Origin of the sequence: Streptomyces sp. NBC_01410, assembly GCF_045040195.1 — a bacterium.
In the GTDB taxonomy this organism is placed as follows: Bacteria; Actinomycetota; Actinomycetes; order Streptomycetales; family Streptomycetaceae; genus Streptomyces.
Genome location: NZ_CP109530.1, coordinates 3,660,171 through 3,675,710, shown reverse-complemented (window position 1 = coordinate 3,675,710; position 15,540 = coordinate 3,660,171). Strand labels below are relative to the sequence as shown.

Here is a 15,540-nt window from a genome sequence, read left to right as displayed (position 1 = left end):
GCGAAAGGCAAACGCATGCTCTCCGGCCATGGTCGCCACCGTCGTCCCCGCCAGGCTCCGGCCATTGTTGTCGCGGCAGGGGTGACGGGATCGGCCATCGCGATCCCCCTTCTCGGAGCCGGTTCGGCCTCCGCCGCCGATGCCTCCACGTGGGACCGCGTCGCCGATTGCGAGAGCGGCGGCATGTGGAGCGCCGATCTCGGCAACGGGTACTACGGCGGACTCCAGATGTCCCAGGAGACATGGCAGGCCTTCGGCGGCGCGGAGTACGCGCCCACCGCCGACCTCGCCAGCCGCTCGCAGCAGATCGCGGTCGCCGAGAAGGTCCTCGACGCGCAGGGTCCGGCCGCATGGGCCGGCTGTGCGGCGATGGCCGGGCTGCAGAACGACGGCGCCGCGACCGGCGTCGACCCGGGCACCGCACCCTCGCCCTCCCAGAGCACGGCTCCGGCGCCGACCGCGTCCACGAAGCCGACCGCCAAGCCCGCCGAGCCGTCCGCCGAGCCGTCCACCACGCCGCCCGCGGACCCGACCGGGTCGGCGACCGCGGCCCCCGATGCGGCGGCGGGCGACGGCAAGCACCGCGGTGAGGCGGCCCCTGAGGAGACCGAGCCGGACAGTGCGGACAGCGAGCGCGAAACGGGGCGCCACGCCTCCCGGGGCGACGAGCCGGCACGTACCGAAGCAGACAAGTCGGACAAGGTCGACAGTGCGGACGCCGCGCCGGGCGAGTACACCGTCCTGCCGGGCGACAGCCTCTCCGCGATCGTCGACAAGGAGAAGCTCTCCGGCGGCTGGACCGAGCTCTACGAGAAGAACCGCGAGACCGTCGGCGGCAACCCCGACCTCATCCTTCCTGGCCAGAGCCTCGATCTGGGCCTGAATCAGGAGTAGTTCGCGGCTGTATGTCCGGTTCTGCGCAAGTGAGACAAGGGTCTCTTTGTCCCAAGTGACGCATCTGCCCCGGCGGAATCACCCATTCCGCCCGTCACCTGCGGAAACGTATATGTCCTACCCGGTGAAATGGGCGATTTCTCCCCGATGTTCGTCTTTGAACATCGGGGAGTCGTGTGTCTACGGTCTGAACCGCTCGCCACCGCGGGCACCACTGACCGTCACGCCGAATCCTGCCGTCGGTCGGGGGGAGTAGTCGTCGCTCAGAGCGCCGAAGGCAGGAGCGGGGGACCCAAGGTAAGCGCCGTGCCCGGCCGTTGAGAGATCGACGGCGGAGACCGGCTTGGGGTGAAGTCGCATGCAAGACGTGCGACCGGGCAACTCACTTGGCCCGAACCCGACAGCTCACCTCGTAGGCGTCGGTGAGGAGAAGCTCCATGCTGTTTTCCGGCAAAGCCAAGCACCGTCGCCCGTCCAAGCTCACCCGCATCGCCACGCTCGCCGGTGTCACCGGCGCCGCTGTCGCCGTCCCGCTGATGGGTGCCACCTCGGCCTCCGCCGCGACCGCGTCCGAGTGGGACGCCGTCGCCCAGTGCGAGTCCGGCGGCAACTGGTCCATCAACACGGGCAACGGCTTCTACGGCGGCCTGCAGTTCACCAGCTCCACCTGGGCCGCCTACGGTGGCACCGCCTACGCCTCCCGCGCCGACCTGGCCTCCAAGGACCAGCAGATAGCCGTGGCCGAGAAGGTCCTCGCGGGTCAGGGCAAGGGTGCCTGGCCGAGCTGTGGCGTGAACCTGTCCAACACGCCGTACACCGGCGGCTCCGCCACCACGCAGCAGTCGAAGCCGGCCGCGAAGCCGGTCCAGAAGCGCGCCGAGGCCCCCACCACCCGCTCCGAGCGCCCCGCAGCCCCGAAGAAGGCAGTGAAGAAGGGCGACGGCGAGTACAAGGTCAAGGCCGGCGACACCCTCGGCAAGATCGCGAAGGCCGAGAAGGTCAAGGGCGGCTGGAAGAAGCTGTTCGAGCTGAACAAGGACATCATCAGCGACGCCGACGTCATCTTCCCGGGCCAGCAGCTCCACCTGAGCTGACCCGAGGAGCCCTGGGACTCCGGTGGACCCGGCGGACCACCGGACCCCGCGGGCCCTCATCCCCACAGCCACCCCGGCCCGGCGCGCTTTCCCCCCAGCGCGCCGGGCCGGGGTTCTGTCTGTTACCCCCAGGTAGTTCACGCGCTGTTTGTCCTGCGTCGAGTCTCTTCATGCCGTTTTTCGTCCCAGCGGGCGGGCATCTGCCGACCGATGCTCCCGCGCCGGTTAGGCTCTTGCCGCAAGGCCAAAGAGACCCTGCACTTTCAGCGTCACATCCCAGAAGGAGATGCTCGTGCCGTCCATCGACGTCGTCGTAGCCCGGGAAATCCTGGACTCCCGAGGCAATCCCACGGTCGAGGTCGAGGTTGGCCTCGACGACGGCAGCACGGGCCGTGCTGCCGTTCCGTCCGGCGCCTCCACCGGTGCGTTCGAGGCTCTTGAGCTCCGCGACGGTGACCAGAACCGCTACCAGGGCAAGGGTGTCGAGAAGGCCGTCCTCGCCGTCATCGAGCAGATCGGCCCGGAGCTCGTCGGCTACGACGCCACCGAGCAGCGCCTGATCGACCAGGCGATGTTCGACCTGGACGCCACCCCGGACAAGTCCTCGCTCGGCGCCAACGCCATCCTCGGTGTCTCGCTCGCCGTGGCGCACGCCGCTTCCGAGGCCTCCGACCTGCCGCTCTTCCGCTACCTGGGCGGCCCGAACGCGCACCTGCTGCCGGTTCCGATGATGAACATCCTGAACGGCGGCTCGCACGCCGACTCCAATGTGGACATCCAGGAGTTCATGATCGCCCCGATCGGCGCGGAGTCCTTCTCCGAAGCCCTGCGCTGGGGCGCCGAGGTCTACCACACGCTGAAGAAGGTCCTGAAGACCAAGGGCCTGTCCACCGGTCTCGGCGACGAGGGCGGCTTCGCGCCGAACCTCGAGTCGAACCGCGCCGCGCTGGACCTGATCCTCGAGGCCATCAAGGAAGCCGGTTACGCCCCCGGCAAGGACATCGCGCTCGCGCTCGACGTCGCCGCGTCCGAGTTCTACAAGGACGGCACGTACGAGTTCGAGGGCAAGTCCCGCTCGGCCGCCGAGATGACCGAGTACTACGAGGAGCTCGTCGCCTCCTACCCGCTGGTGTCCATCGAGGACCCGCTGTTCGAGGACGACTGGGCCGGCTGGAAGGTCCTCACCGACAAGCTGGGCACCAAGGTCCAGATCGTCGGCGACGACCTCTTCGTCACCAACCCGGAGCGCCTGGCCCGCGGCATCGAGGACGGCGCGGCCAACGCCCTGCTCGTCAAGGTCAACCAGATCGGTTCGCTGACCGAGACCCTGGACGCCGTGGAGCTCGCCCAGCGCAGCGGCTTCAAGTGCATGATGTCCCACCGCTCCGGCGAGACCGAGGACGTCACCATCGCCGACCTGGCCGTCGCCACCAACTGCGGCCAGATCAAGACCGGCGCCCCGGCCCGCTCCGAGCGCGTCGCCAAGTACAACCAGCTGCTGCGCATCGAGGAGATCCTCGACGACGCCGCGGTGTACGCGGGCCGCTCGGCGTTCCCGCGCTTCAAGGGCTGACCAGCCCGTCGTCCGTACGTCCCCGGCCGCGGTCCCGTACCGTGTCCGGGGACGTACGTACGTAATGGGGAGGCGGGACATGGCCGGGAAGGACCGCGATCGGTTCTCCACCGCGACCAGGATTCGGCTGCTCGGTGAGCAGACCGCCGCTCGCGTCTACCGCTCCCAGAGCCGCCGCCAGGCCCGCCGCTCCCGGCTGACCGGACGCGCGGCCTTCCTGACGCTGGTGGTCTGCTCGCTGGTCGTCGCGCTCGCCTATCCGATGCGGCAGTACGTGTCGCAGCGCGCCGACATCGCCGACGAGCAGCGCCGGATGGCGGACGCCCGGGAGCAGGTGGAACGGCTCCGGGACGAGAAGGCGCGCCTCCAGGACGACCAGTACGTCAAGCGCCTGGCCCGCGAGCACCTGCATCTCGTGCTTCCGGGCGAGACCGGCTACACCATGATCGACCCCGATGCGGCGGAGCAGCGCCGTACGGAAGAGGGGGCGGCCGACCGCCCCTGGTACTCAAACGTCTGGGACGGCGTCGACAACGCCGACCGCCGCAAGTAGAACCGTAGAACTGTTAGAGCCAAGGCAGGCATGGAAACCCCTCCTCCCACCACCGCACCGACCGAGCCGACCGACGCGGACATCGCCGCGTTCAAGGAGCAGCTCGGCCGGCCGCCGCGCGGGCTGCGCGCGATCGCGCACCGCTGCCCTTGCGGACAGCCGGACGTCGTCGAGACCGCGCCCCGGCTCCCCGACGGCACACCCTTCCCGACGCTGTACTACCTGACCTGCCCGCGGGCCGCTTCGGCGATCGGCACGCTGGAGGCCAACGGCGTGATGAAGGAGATGACCGAGCGCCTGGCGGCCGATCCGGAGCTGGCCGCCGCGTACCGGGCCGCGCACGAGGACTACATCGCGCGCCGCGACGCGATCGAGGAGCTGAAGGACTTCCCGAGCGCCGGCGGTATGCCGGACCGGGTGAAGTGTCTGCACGTGCTCGTCGGCCACTCGCTCGCGGCCGGGCCCGGAGTGAATCCGCTGGGCGACGAGGCGATCGCGATGCTGCCCGAGTGGTGGCGCAAGGGGCCGTGTGTGACCCCTTGTGAAGAAGGGGACAAGCAGTGACCCGGGTCGCGGCCGTCGACTGCGGTACCAACTCCATCCGCCTGCTCGTCGCCGACGTCGACCGTGAGAGCGGTGAACTCGTCGACCTGGACCGGCGGATGATCATCGTCCGGCTCGGTCAGGGGGTCGACAAGACCGGCCGGCTCGCACCGGACGCGCTGGAGCGCACCTTCGCCGCGTGCCGCGAGTACGCCGCGCTGATCAAGCAGTACGGCGCCGAGAAGCTCCGCTTCGTGGCCACCTCGGCGTCGCGCGACGCCGAGAACCGGGACGACTTCGTGCGCGGGGTGCTCGACATCCTGGGCGTGGAGCCCGAGGTGATCACCGGCGACCAGGAGGCGGAGTTCTCCTTCACCGGAGCGACCGGCGGTCTGCCCGGCCACGAGGAGCGGCTGGTCGTGGACATCGGCGGCGGTTCGACGGAGTTCGTCGTCGGCGCCGGTCATGTGCGTGCGGCCCGGTCCGTCGACATCGGCTGCGTACGGCTGACCGAGCGGCACGCGCTGAGCGACCCGGCGACGCCGGAGCAGATCGCCGCCGTACGCGCGGACATCGAGGCGGCGCTCGACCTGGCGGAGGAGACCGTCCCGCTGCGCGAGGCCCGCACGCTGGTGGGTCTCGCCGGTTCCGTCACCACGATCGCGGGGATCGCGCTGGGCCTGGAGGCGTACGAGTCGGCGGCGATCCACCACTCGGTGATCTCCTACGAGCAGGTCCGCGCGATCACCGAATCGCTGCTGAAGTCCACCCACGACGAGCGCGCGGCGATCCCCGTGATGCACCCCGGACGCGTGGACGTCATCGGTGCCGGAGCGCTCGTACTGCTCGCGATCATGGAGCGGATCGGGGCGCGGGAAGTGGTCGTCAGCGAGCACGACATCCTGGACGGGATCGCCTGGGCGGTCGCCGGAAAAGGAACTTCGTGAACTTCTTCACAAGGAAAAGTCCCCTGATGGGGGCTGTAGGGGGCCGAAAGGCCGCTCCGGCCCGTCCGTCGGCCCCGGGGGGCGCGGATTCCCGGTGCTGCGGGGCCCGTCAGGCGGGTGCGAACCGGGCGTTGGTTCACCCTGGGGCAGCCGCTTAGGGGCCAGCTCACGAGGGGTGACCAACGTTCGCCACTGCACCGTGGTTCCATGCCCGCGCCATGACCTCGATCACGTGGGCCGCGCAGTGTAGCAGAGGTGGGTCCACAGCTTGTGAAGGGGCTCACGAGCGACCCCTCCAAGGGGGGTGGATACTCGATGCCATGAGCACCACGGAGCGTCCCAGGATCCTCGTTGTAGGCGGTGGGTACGTAGGCCTGTACGCAGCTCGACGCATTCTGAAGAAGATGCGCTACGGCGAGGCGACCGTCACGGTCGTCGACCCGCGCTCGTACATGACGTACCAGCCGTTCCTCCCCGAAGCTGCCGCCGGCAGCATCTCGCCTCGGCATGTCGTCGTCCCGCTGCGACGCGTGCTGCCCAAGGCTGAGGTGCTCACCGGCCGAGTCACCACCATCGATCAGGACCGCAAGGTCGCGACGATCTCGCCGCTGGTCGGCGAGGCGTACGAGCTGCCGTTCGACTACTTGATCATCGCGCTCGGCGCGGTCTCCCGCACCTTCCCGATCCCCGGCCTCGCCGAGCAGGGCATCGGTATGAAGGGCATCGAGGAGGCCATCGGGCTGCGCAACCACGTACTCGAGCAGCTCGACAAGGCCGACTCCACGACGGACGAGGAAGTCCGCCGCAAGGCGCTGACCTTCGTCTTCGTGGGTGGCGGCTTCGCCGGTGCGGAGACCATCGGTGAGGTGGAGGACCTGGCGCGCGACGCGGCCAAGTACTACACCAGCGTCAAGCGCGAAGACATGCGCTTCATCCTGGTCGACGCGGCCGACAAGATCCTTCCCGAGGTGGGCCCGAAGCTGGGCCAGTACGGCAAGGAGCACCTCGAGGGCCGCGGCATCGAGATCTACCTGTCGACCTCGATGGAATCCTGCGTGGACGGTCACGTAGTGCTGAAGAACGGCCTGGAGGCCGACTCCAACACCGTCGTCTGGACGGCTGGCGTCAAGCCGAACCCGGCGCTGGTCCGCTACGGCCTGCCGCTCGGCCCGCGCGGTCACGTCGACACGCAGACGACGCTGCAGGTCCAGGGCACCGACTACATCTGGGCCGCGGGCGACAACGCGCAGGTCCCGGACGTGGCGGCGCGCAAGGCCGGCGTCGAGAACGCCTGGTGCCCGCCGAACGCGCAGCACGCGCTGCGGCAGGCGAAGCTGCTCGGCGACAACGTCATCTCCGGCATGCGGGGCTTCCCGCAGAAGGAGTACAGCCACGCCAACAAGGGTGCGGTGGCCGGGCTCGGCCTGCACAAGGGCGTCGCGATGATCGTCATGGGCAAGATGAAGATCAAGCTCAAGGGCCGTCTGGCGTGGTACATGCACCGCGGCTACCACGGCCTGGCGATGCCGACGTGGAACCGTAAGATCCGGGTCTTCGCGGACTGGACGCTGGCGATGTTCCTCAAGCGCGAGGTGGTCTCGCTCGGCGCGATGGAGTCGCCGCGCGAGGAGTTCTACGAGGCGGCCAAGCCGGCGCCGTCGGCGTCGGCGTCCGCGCCGGCTCCGGAGAAGGCGAAGGCCTCCTAGCCCGGGTGTTTCAGCGAGGGGCCGCCCGCCATCCGTGGTGCGGGCGGCCCCTTCGCTGTGCCTGGGGGTCTTTTCCCACCCGCCCGCCCTTGGTGTGGGGGTGCGGGGCACCCCCACACCCCCGGCGGGCGCGGCAGCTTCGCGCCGCGGTGCGGCGTCACGGTGAGCGCCTGCGGGCGGCGGGGCGTTTTCCCGCCCGCCCCTGAGGCGTGGGGTACTGCGTTCCCCACGCCTCTGTGTGCCGCGGCAGCTTCGCGCCGTACCCGACGCCCCCGGCAGCTTCGCGCCGTACCCGACGCCCCCGGCGGCTTCGCGCCGCGGTGCGGCGTCACCGGTGCAGCGCCTGCGGCGGCGGGGCGTTTCCCGCCCAGCCTTGGTTGGCGGGGGTACGGGGTAGACCACGCCCCCTGCGGTCTGCGGCAGCTTTGCGCCGCGGGGCGGTGTCGCCGGGTGCGGCGCCTGCGTGCGGCGCGGCGTTTTCCGACCGCCTCTGAGATGTCGGGGTACTGCGTACCCGCACCCCGCGCCCCCTGCGTGCCGCGGGGCGGCTGTGGTTCGCCGGTGCGGGGCGTCTTCCCACCTGCCCTTGGGGTGCGGAGGTACGGGGTACCTCCACCCCCCGGCGGGCGCGGTGGCTTCGCGCCCGCCGGGGCGAAGCCACCGGTGGTGTGCCGCCCGCGTGCCTCGGGCGGCCGCTAACGGCGGCGAGGTGCCGCGGCGATGGCCCCGGGTTGACGGCAACCGGGTCGACTCAAGGCGCGTGCGCCGTGTGCGCGGGCGCGCGGCGCCGGGTAGGTGTGGGGTGCAGATAAATTGCTTGGGCATTGCGCGTGCCCGGGAAGCACGCAGGGTGGTCGGATTGTTCCCAGGAGTGCATCGCGCTGCCACACGCGCGGCACGATGCCGGAGCATTTCTGGGAACCATCGTCACGGAGGTGTGCGCCATGGGCGACGCCGCGATGCGGCTGACCACTCTTGCCGAGGAGTTGCTGGGGGCCCCGCTCCCGGTTCGTATCCGGGCCTGGGACGGCAGTGAGTCCGGGCCTCCAGGCGCTCCCGTACTCGTCGTCCGGCACCGTCGCGCCCTGCGCCGGCTGCTGTGGCGGCCAGGGGAGCTCGGGCTCGCGCGGGCCTGGGTGGCCGGGGAGATCGACGTCGAAGGTGATCTGTACGCCGCCCTTGGTCTGCTCTCCGGGATCATCTGGGAGCGCGGCGACGAGAGACCCACGTCCAGCCACCCCCTGCGCGACCCCCGCCTGCGGGCCGCCGCCCGCGGCCTGCTGAAGATCGGCGGCGCGCTGCCGCCCCCGCCTCCGCCCGCCGAGGAGGTCCGCCGCCACCCCGGGCCGTTGCACACCAAGCGCCGCGACAAGAAGGCCATCAGCCACCACTACGACGTCGGCAATGCCTTCTACGAACTCGTCCTCGGGCCGTCCATGGTCTACTCCTGCGCCTACTGGCAGGACGGCGGCACCCTTGAGGACGCCCAGCGCGACAAGCTCGACCTCGTCTGCCGCAAGCTCGGCCTCAAGGAGGGCGACCGGCTGCTCGATGTCGGCTGCGGCTGGGGTTCCATGGCCATGCACGCCGCCCGCGAGTACGGCGTCCAGGTCACCGGCATCACCCTCTCCCGTGAGCAGGCCGCGTACGCCCGTAAGTGCATGGCCGAAGAGGGACTCACCGACCGGATCGAGATCCGCGTTCAGGACTACCGGGACGTCAGGGACGGTCCGTACGACGCCATTTCGTCCATCGGCATGGCCGAACACGTCGGCCAGGTCCGCTACCACGAGTACGCCGAACAGCTCTTCTCGCTGCTGGAGCCCGGCGGCCGGCTCCTCAACCACCAGATTTCCCGCCCCCCGGAGGAGAACGAATCCGCCTACCACGTGGACGAGTTCATCGACCGCTACGTCTTCCCCGACGGCGAGCTCGCGCCCCTCGGCCGTACCGTCACCAGCCTTGAGGCGGCAGGCTTCGAGGTGCGCGACGTCGAGGCGATCCGCGAGCACTACGCCCTCACCCTGCGCCGCTGGGTCGCCAACCTCGAGGCCCACTGGGACCAGGCAGTGCGCCACAGCTCACCCGGACGCGCCCGCGTCTGGCGGCTCTACATGGCCGCCTGCGCGATCTCCTTCGAGCGCAACAAGATCGGCGTCAACCAGATCCTCGCCGTGAAGACACCCGGGAGCGGTGCCTCGGGGCTGCCGCTGCGCACTCGCACCTGGACTTGAGAACATGCGAGAGCCCCGCGACCACACCGGTCGCGGGGCCCTCGACATCCGTATCGCTACTCCGTCATCGCTACTCCGTCTTGATCGCCGTCAGCATGTTCAGCTTCGCTGCGCTGCGCGCCGGCCACATCGCGGCCAGCACCCCGACCACTCCGGCCAGCAGCAGGAAGATCCCGATCCGGTCCCACGGAACGACCAGCGTGTATTCGGGGATCTCCGACTTGAGCGTCTCGCCCAGCGCCCAGGCCAGGAAGGACCCGAGCCCGATGCCGATCACCGCGCCGAAGAGCGAGATCACCACCGCCTCCAGGCGGATCATGCGCTTGACCTTGCGGCGGTCGAGGCCGATCGCCCGCAGCATGCCGATCTCCTGCTGACGCTCGAAGACGGACATCGCGAGCGTGTTGATGACGCCGAGCACCGCGATGATCAGGGCCATCGCCAGCAGTCCGTACATGATGTTCAGCATCGTGTTGATCATGCCGCCGAACATGTTCCGGATGTCCTGGCGGTCCATGATGCTCATCGCCGGGTTGTTCCCCAGCGCGTCCACCAGCGCCTGCTCGTTCGCCTCGCTCGCGCCGCCGTCCGTCTTCACCCAGATCTCGGGGATGTACGGCTTCGTCTCGAAGGGCGCGATCAGCGACTTGGACACCAGGACCGGCGAGAGGAACTCGTTGTCCTCGTAGACCGCTCCGACCGTCAGATTCCTGGTCTCTGCCTTGCCGCCCTCGTTGGGGGCAGGGAACTTCACCGGCAGGGTGTCCCCGGCCTTCCAGCCGTTGGACTTGGCGGTCTTCTCGGCGACCGCGATCTGGCCCTTGCCGAGCGTCGACATCGAGCCGCTGACGGGCTTCAGGGCGAAGACCTTCTCCACGTCCCCGGGGGTGACCGCGGAGACGGAGTGGTACTCGTCCTTGATCTGCAGCGAGGTGGCCTGATTCGGGGAGACCGCGCTGACACCCTTCGCCTTCTCCAGCGCGGTCAGCGCCGACTTGTCGAGGCCGCCGCCTCCGGCCATGGTGACCATGTAGTCGGCGCGGATGTTGTCCGTGGTCGTCTTGTCGATGGCCTGGCCCAGCGTGACGCCGATGACCGTGAGACCGGTGACCAGGGTGAGGCCGATCGACAGCGCCGATGCGGTGGCTCCGGTACGGCGGGGGTTGCGGACCGCGTTCTGCCCGGCCAGCTTGCCCGAGACTCCGAAGACGCGGTGCAGCAGCGGCCGCGCCAGCGCGATGACCGGACGGGACAGCAGCGGGATCACCACGATGATGCCGATCAGCGCCAGGAATGCGCCGCCGCCGATCATCATCCGGCCGTCGTCCTTGCCGATCGACGCACCGGCGAGGATCGCCCCCGTGCCGGCCAGCATGATGACGCTGCCGATGCTGTTGCGTACGACCAGGGACTTGGTCGTCGCGGGCAGATGGGCGCTGCCCATCGCGGCCACCGGCGGGATCTTCGCGGCCCGGCGGGCGGGCAGCCACGCGGCGAGCACGGTGACGAGGACGCCGACCGCGAGCGCGGCGATGACCGCGGTGGGCGAGATCACCAGCGGACCGTCCGGCACCTTCGCGCCGAAGGAGGTCATCGCCGAGCGCAGCGCGGTCGCGAGACCGATACCGAGGACGAAGCCGATCACCGAGGCGAGGGTGCCGACGACCAGCGCCTCCAGCATCACGGAGCGCTTGACCTGCCGGCGCGAGGCACCGACGGCGCGCATCAGCGCCAGCTCCCTGGTGCGCTGGGCGACCAGCATGGTGAAGGTGTTGGCGATCAGGAAGATGCCGACGAAGAGGGCGATGGCCGCGAAGGCGAGGAGCATCGTGTTGAGGTTGGACAGGCCCTGCTCGATCTCCCGGGCCTGCTCGTCGGCGAGCTCCTTACCGGTCTGCGCCTGTGCGTCCTTGGGCAGCAGCGGCTTGACCGCGTCCAGGATCTTCTGGTCGGAGGCCCCGGCCGCGGCTGCGATCGTGACGTCCTTGAAGTGGCCGGGCTTGAGATAGAGCTTCTGCGCGACGGTGGTGTTGAAGAGGACGAGGCTGCCGCCCGCGTTGACGGCGCCGTCCTCGGTGGTGAAGACACCGGAGAGGGTGTACTCCTTCGCCGGGCCGTTCCCGGCGACCCGTACGGTGTCGCCGACGCGGTACTTGCCCTTGTCGGCGGAGTCCTCGTCGAGGGCGATCTGGGAGTCCTGCTCCGGCCCCGAACCGTCGGTGAAGGTGTAGGCGGAGTCCTTGCCGTCCTTGCCCGGGGCGAAGTTCGCGCCGGTGTTGGACCAGCCGTTGCCGATCAGCTTGCCGTCCTGGTCGGCGACCCCGGCGAAGCCGGAGACCCGTCCGGTGGCACCGGCGACCCCGTCCAGACCCCGGATCTTCTCCAGCGTCTTGGTGTCGATCCCGGGGTCGTTCTGGTCGGCGTACGTCGTGACGGCGACCGCGACGTTGTCGTAGCTCTTGGCCGACTGGTTGCGGTACGCGTTGCCGAGGGTGTCGGTGAAGACCAGGGTGCCGGAGACGAAGGCCACGCCGAGCATCACGGCGAGGACGGTCATCAGCAGCCTGGCTTTGTGCGCGAGCACATTGCGCAGGGCGGTACGGAACATGTCTGTGTCAGTCCTGAGGTGAGAGCCGGAGTTCTAGGTCCTGGGGGGAGGAGCAGCGTCGGCCGTTCAGCTGGTCCGGCCCTTGGAGTCGAACTCCTTCATCCGGTCGAGGACGCCGTCGGCGGTGGGGCTGAGCATCTCGTCGACGATCCGGCCGTCCGCCAGGAAGATCACCCGGTCGGCATAGGAGGCGGCCACCGGGTCGTGGGTGACCATGACGACGGTCTGGCCCAGCTCCCGTACCGAATTGCGCAGGAAGCCCAGCACCTCGGCGCCCGAGCGCGAGTCCAGGTTTCCGGTCGGCTCGTCACCGAAGATGATGTCCGGCTGCGAGGCGAGGGCGCGGGCGACGGCGACGCGCTGCTGCTGGCCGCCGGAGAGCTCCGTGGGGCGGTGGCTGAGCCGGTCCCGCAGGCCCACCATCTCGATGACCTGCTCCAGCCACTGCTTGTTCGGCTTGCGGCCCGCGATGTCCATCGGGAGCGTGATGTTCTCCAGCGCGGTGAGCGTCGGCAGCAGGTTGAACGCCTGGAAGATGAAGCCGATCTTGTCCCGGCGCAGCTGGGTCAACTGCTTGTCCTTGAGCGAGCCGAGCTCGGTCTCACCGATCCGTACCGATCCGGAGCTGAAGCTGTCGAGGCCGGCCACGCAGTGCATCAGCGTGGACTTGCCGGAGCCAGAGGGCCCCATGATCGCGGTGAACTCCGCCTGCCGGAAGTCGACGGTCACCCGGTCCAGCGCGACCACCTGGGTCTCGCCCTGTCCGTACACCTTGGACAGATCCGTGGCGCGTGCGGCCACTGCGGTGGCGCGGTGAGCGATGGGAGTGGTGGTCACGAGGAGGGCTCCTGTCGAGGTGTGTCGTGGGGACCACCCCATCGTGTCCGCTGCCGCGCGCCGGATCGTCAGTCCCGGTGCCCGTTCCCGGGGGCCACTTGGGTCGGACCGCGGGGCCCGATCGTCCTCCTTTGGTATGACGGCGCCCCTGAGACGCGAGGAGGGTGACGGGCGGCGACTTTCCGTCATTCCGGTGTACGTGAGACAGCGTCAGCGAGCCCGGCAGGGCGGCCATGAATCCCCTGCCACCTGCACTGACGCACCCTCAGGCGCCAGTAAAATAAGACAACTTCGGGCCACGGGCCCGTAGGCCGGGCGATCTACCCGGATAGGCTCGGGTGCCAACGCGGACCGCACGCCATGCCCGGATGGTGGAATGCAGACACGGCGAGCTTAAACCTCGCTGCCCCTCGGGGGCGTGCCGGTTCAAGTCCGGCTCCGGGCACTGCTTCTGCCCCCGCATCACCTGCATGGATGACCAGGCCTCGGCCTCGGTCGAGGCGTGCCGCGAGGCGGTGAACAGCGCGGGCCGGCGCTGGCCGCCGGGCTGGGTGAAAAACCAGGGCTACATCGCGGGCGCCGGCGATGCCGCGTACCGCTTCCGTGGCTTCGCGGCCCGTGCCATCGACATCCGGACCGGGATCGAGTACCGAACTCCCCGCGCGGCCGACACGCACGCATCCGCAAGTGCAATGAGTGATCGCTTGGATACAGTGCGTGCGCGTTGTATCGATGTGTCGACCTGGGCGTCGTTAAGGAGAGAGCTGTGGAACGAGAAGCGCGACACGGAACGGTGACCAGCCCCGAGTCCAGGGCTCAACTCCACCTCGCGGACTGGCAGGCTGCCGGCCTGGAGGCCGGGAAGTTCTTCCCCGCGACGGAGTCCGGCCTCACGGACCCGTACGCGCCGGACGATGTCCCCAACTTCCAGCCGCCCGAGGACGGCCGGATCGCCAGCGCCGGGAAGGACTTCGCTGCCAAGCTCGACGAGCCCGACTCCCGGCAGGACTGGCACAAGCACCCGGTGGCCGCCGGCAAGGCGCTGGACATCACCTGGAGCTACCACGCCCCACACAAGACCCGCCGCTGGAACTACTTCCTCACCAAGAGCGACTGGGACCCGGCGGCGCCCCTGACGCGGGCACAGTTCGACCTGGAGCCGATCGCCACGTACCAGAACGACGGCCAGCCGTACTGGAGCGCCGACCTCCTCCCGGAGGACCCGACCGTCCACAGCGTCACACTGCCCCGTGGCCGCGAGGGGTACCACGTGCTCTTGTCGGTGTGGGAGGTCGCTGACACCGGCAACGCCTTCTACCAGGTCATCGACCTCAACATCACATAGCTCGAAGCACAGTCCTGGCTTGGCATCGCTGCCCCGTCGCATTCATCAGCGACGGGGCACGGCCATGTACCGGTATGGCCGAGCCCAGACCCACCGGACAGGCCCTCACGCTGCGGGCGGTCCAGCCGTGGGCCACGCCGGTACCGATCTTGATTTCGGGCGAAACCCGGTCACGATCGCGGAAAGATCCTCCCCGAGCACTAGGGCGTTCCTTTTGCTTGCCCATTACTCTGGCTCCAAGGCCGCGCAGGGTGGCCACGGAGGAGTGAGATGAGGAGCAGCAACCCGGTCTTCTCGCGACGGGGGTTCAGCCGCGACAACGGCTACGCGGGATTCAACGCGCAGCAGCCGCAGGCCGGGGGCCCCGCCGTAGGAACCAACCCCTACGCACAGGGCGCGGGCAACCCGTACGCCACCAACCCCTACGCTCCGGCGGACACGCAGTACGGCGCCCCGGCGCCCGCGCGCACCAACGCCATGACGATGGACGACGTCGTCTCGCGTACCGCCATGACCCTGGGCACCGTCGCCGTCGGCGCGATCCTGGCCTGGACGCTGCTGCCGGTCTCGTCCACCAGCTATGCGCTCGCCTTCGGCGCCGCACTGGTGGCGTTCGTTCTCGCGATCGTCCAGTCCTTCAAGCGGACGGCTTCGCCCGCGCTGATCATCGGCTATGCCGCATTCGAGGGCATTTTCCTCGGCGTGATCAGCGAGATGTACAACAGCGTCTGGTCGGGTGCGCCCTTCCAGGCCGTGCTGGGCACCATGGCGGTCAGCGGCGCCACGCTCTTCATGTACAAGCAGCGCTGGATCCGGGTCACCGCCCGGTATGCCCGCATCGGCATGACCATCGCGATCGCCTTCATCGTCGTGATGGCCGTGAACCTCCTGCTGGTGGTCTTCGGCGTCGCCGAGGACGGCGGTCTGCGCAGCTTCGGCCCGCTCGGCGCGATCGTGGGCATCCTCGCGATCCTGATCGGCTGCTTCTTCCTGACGCTGGACTTCAAGCAGATCGAGGACGGCATCGCCTACGGCGCTCCCCGTGAGGAGTCCTGGCTGGCGGCCTTCGGTCTGACGATGTCGCTGGTCTGGATCTACCTGGAGATGCTGCGACTGGTCGCGATCTTCAGCGGCGACGACTAGGCCCTGTCCGGCCGATCAGGCCGGACAGGACCTAGCAGGACCGGTTGCCACAGGCGTGACGAA

General features: G+C 69.3%; 13 protein-coding genes, 1 tRNA gene and 1 riboswitch. Of the genes, 12 read left to right on the top strand and 2 right to left on the bottom strand.

Annotated elements, in window-relative coordinates; translation table 11 throughout:
- Positions 1 to 15: 15 nt before the first annotated feature.
- The 8 genes from OG741_RS16720 (at position 16) to OG741_RS16685 (ending at position 9,544) form a co-directional block, all read left to right on the top strand.
- Positions 16 to 894: a transglycosylase family protein gene (locus OG741_RS16720; protein ID WP_405598626.1), complete on the top strand. Its 879-nt coding sequence runs from the start codon at positions 16 to 18 to the stop codon at positions 892 to 894.
- Positions 895 to 1,153: 259 nt separating this feature from the next.
- Positions 1,154 to 1,328, top strand: a riboswitch (cyclic di-AMP (ydaO/yuaA leader).
- Between the two features lie 3 nt (positions 1,329 to 1,331).
- Positions 1,332 to 1,988, top strand: a complete 657-nt coding sequence (locus OG741_RS16715) for a transglycosylase family protein (RefSeq protein WP_405598624.1) — start codon at positions 1,332 to 1,334, stop codon at positions 1,986 to 1,988.
- A 286-nt stretch (positions 1,989 to 2,274) separates the two neighbouring features.
- Entirely contained in the window at positions 2,275 to 3,561 is a 1,287-nt protein-coding gene (gene eno, locus OG741_RS16710; protein ID WP_405598622.1) for a phosphopyruvate hydratase, read from the top strand.
- Between the two features lie 79 nt (positions 3,562 to 3,640).
- Positions 3,641 to 4,114, top strand: coding sequence for a septum formation initiator family protein (locus tag OG741_RS16705; protein WP_405598620.1), 474 nt, complete (start codon positions 3,641 to 3,643; stop codon positions 4,112 to 4,114).
- 30 nt (positions 4,115 to 4,144) lie between these two features.
- Positions 4,145 to 4,678, top strand: a complete 534-nt coding sequence (locus tag OG741_RS16700) for a DUF501 domain-containing protein (RefSeq protein WP_328677041.1) — start codon at positions 4,145 to 4,147, stop codon at positions 4,676 to 4,678.
- Positions 4,675 to 5,604, top strand: a complete 930-nt coding sequence (locus OG741_RS16695; protein WP_405598618.1) for an exopolyphosphatase — start codon at positions 4,675 to 4,677, stop codon at positions 5,602 to 5,604. The genes OG741_RS16700 and OG741_RS16695 overlap by 4 nt, the downstream gene beginning before the upstream one ends.
- 320 nt (positions 5,605 to 5,924) lie before the next feature.
- Positions 5,925 to 7,310, top strand: coding sequence for an NAD(P)/FAD-dependent oxidoreductase (locus tag OG741_RS16690; RefSeq protein ID WP_405598616.1), 1,386 nt, complete (start codon positions 5,925 to 5,927; stop codon positions 7,308 to 7,310).
- Positions 7,311 to 8,254: 944 nt separating this feature from the next.
- Positions 8,255 to 9,544, top strand: a complete 1,290-nt coding sequence (locus tag OG741_RS16685; RefSeq protein ID WP_405598614.1) for a class I SAM-dependent methyltransferase — start codon at positions 8,255 to 8,257, stop codon at positions 9,542 to 9,544.
- Between the two features lie 70 nt (positions 9,545 to 9,614).
- On the opposite strand, the gene OG741_RS16680 is transcribed toward OG741_RS16685, so the two are convergent.
- Together OG741_RS16680 and OG741_RS16675 are read right to left on the bottom strand one after the other, a co-directional pair.
- Positions 9,615 to 12,152 carry an ABC transporter permease gene (locus OG741_RS16680; protein ID WP_405598612.1) on the bottom strand — a complete coding sequence of 846 codons (2,538 nt, stop codon included), beginning with the start codon at positions 12,150 to 12,152 and terminating at the stop codon, positions 9,615 to 9,617.
- Positions 12,153 to 12,218: 66 nt separating this feature from the next.
- Positions 12,219 to 12,989, bottom strand: coding sequence for an ABC transporter ATP-binding protein (locus tag OG741_RS16675; RefSeq protein ID WP_405598610.1), 771 nt, complete (start codon positions 12,987 to 12,989; stop codon positions 12,219 to 12,221).
- Positions 12,990 to 13,351: 362 nt separating this feature from the next.
- On the opposite strand from OG741_RS16675, the gene OG741_RS16670 reads away from it, so the two are divergent.
- The 4 genes from OG741_RS16670 (at position 13,352) to OG741_RS16655 (ending at position 15,477) form a co-directional block, all read left to right on the top strand.
- Positions 13,352 to 13,434: transfer RNA gene (locus tag OG741_RS16670), tRNA-Leu, on the top strand.
- A gap of 25 nt (positions 13,435 to 13,459) precedes the next feature.
- On the top strand, positions 13,460 to 13,786 hold the full coding sequence (locus tag OG741_RS16665; protein ID WP_405598608.1) for a hypothetical protein: 327 nt from the start codon (positions 13,460 to 13,462) through the stop codon (positions 13,784 to 13,786).
- Positions 13,756 to 14,334, top strand: a complete 579-nt coding sequence (locus OG741_RS16660; RefSeq protein WP_405598606.1) for a lytic polysaccharide monooxygenase auxiliary activity family 9 protein — start codon at positions 13,756 to 13,758, stop codon at positions 14,332 to 14,334. The genes OG741_RS16665 and OG741_RS16660 overlap by 31 nt, the downstream gene beginning before the upstream one ends.
- A 270-nt stretch (positions 14,335 to 14,604) precedes the next feature.
- On the top strand, positions 14,605 to 15,477 hold the full coding sequence (locus tag OG741_RS16655) for a Bax inhibitor-1/YccA family protein (RefSeq protein WP_405598604.1): 873 nt from the start codon (positions 14,605 to 14,607) through the stop codon (positions 15,475 to 15,477).
- The last annotated feature ends 63 nt before the right edge of the window (positions 15,478 to 15,540 follow it).

Excerpts from the sequence above, each read along its gene's own strand:
- OG741_RS16720 (WP_405598626.1), top strand. The coding sequence starts at position 16 with ATGCTCTCCGGCCATGGTCGCCACCGTCGTCCCCGCCAGGCTCCGGCC.
- OG741_RS16715 (WP_405598624.1), top strand. The coding sequence starts at position 1,332 with ATGCTGTTTTCCGGCAAAGCCAAGCACCGTCGCCCGTCCAAGCTCACC.
- eno (WP_405598622.1), top strand. The coding sequence starts at position 2,275 with ATGCTCGTGCCGTCCATCGACGTCGTCGTAGCCCGGGAAATCCTGGAC.
- OG741_RS16705 (WP_405598620.1), top strand. The coding sequence starts at position 3,641 with ATGGCCGGGAAGGACCGCGATCGGTTCTCCACCGCGACCAGGATTCGG.
- OG741_RS16700 (WP_328677041.1), top strand. The coding sequence starts at position 4,145 with ATGGAAACCCCTCCTCCCACCACCGCACCGACCGAGCCGACCGACGCG.
- OG741_RS16690 (WP_405598616.1), top strand. The coding sequence starts at position 5,925 with ATGAGCACCACGGAGCGTCCCAGGATCCTCGTTGTAGGCGGTGGGTAC.
- OG741_RS16685 (WP_405598614.1), top strand. The coding sequence starts at position 8,255 with ATGGGCGACGCCGCGATGCGGCTGACCACTCTTGCCGAGGAGTTGCTG.
- OG741_RS16680 (WP_405598612.1), bottom strand. The coding sequence starts at position 12,152 with ATGTTCCGTACCGCCCTGCGCAATGTGCTCGCGCACAAAGCCAGGCTG.
- OG741_RS16665 (WP_405598608.1), top strand. The coding sequence starts at position 13,460 with ATGGATGACCAGGCCTCGGCCTCGGTCGAGGCGTGCCGCGAGGCGGTG.
- OG741_RS16655 (WP_405598604.1), top strand. The coding sequence starts at position 14,605 with ATGAGGAGCAGCAACCCGGTCTTCTCGCGACGGGGGTTCAGCCGCGAC.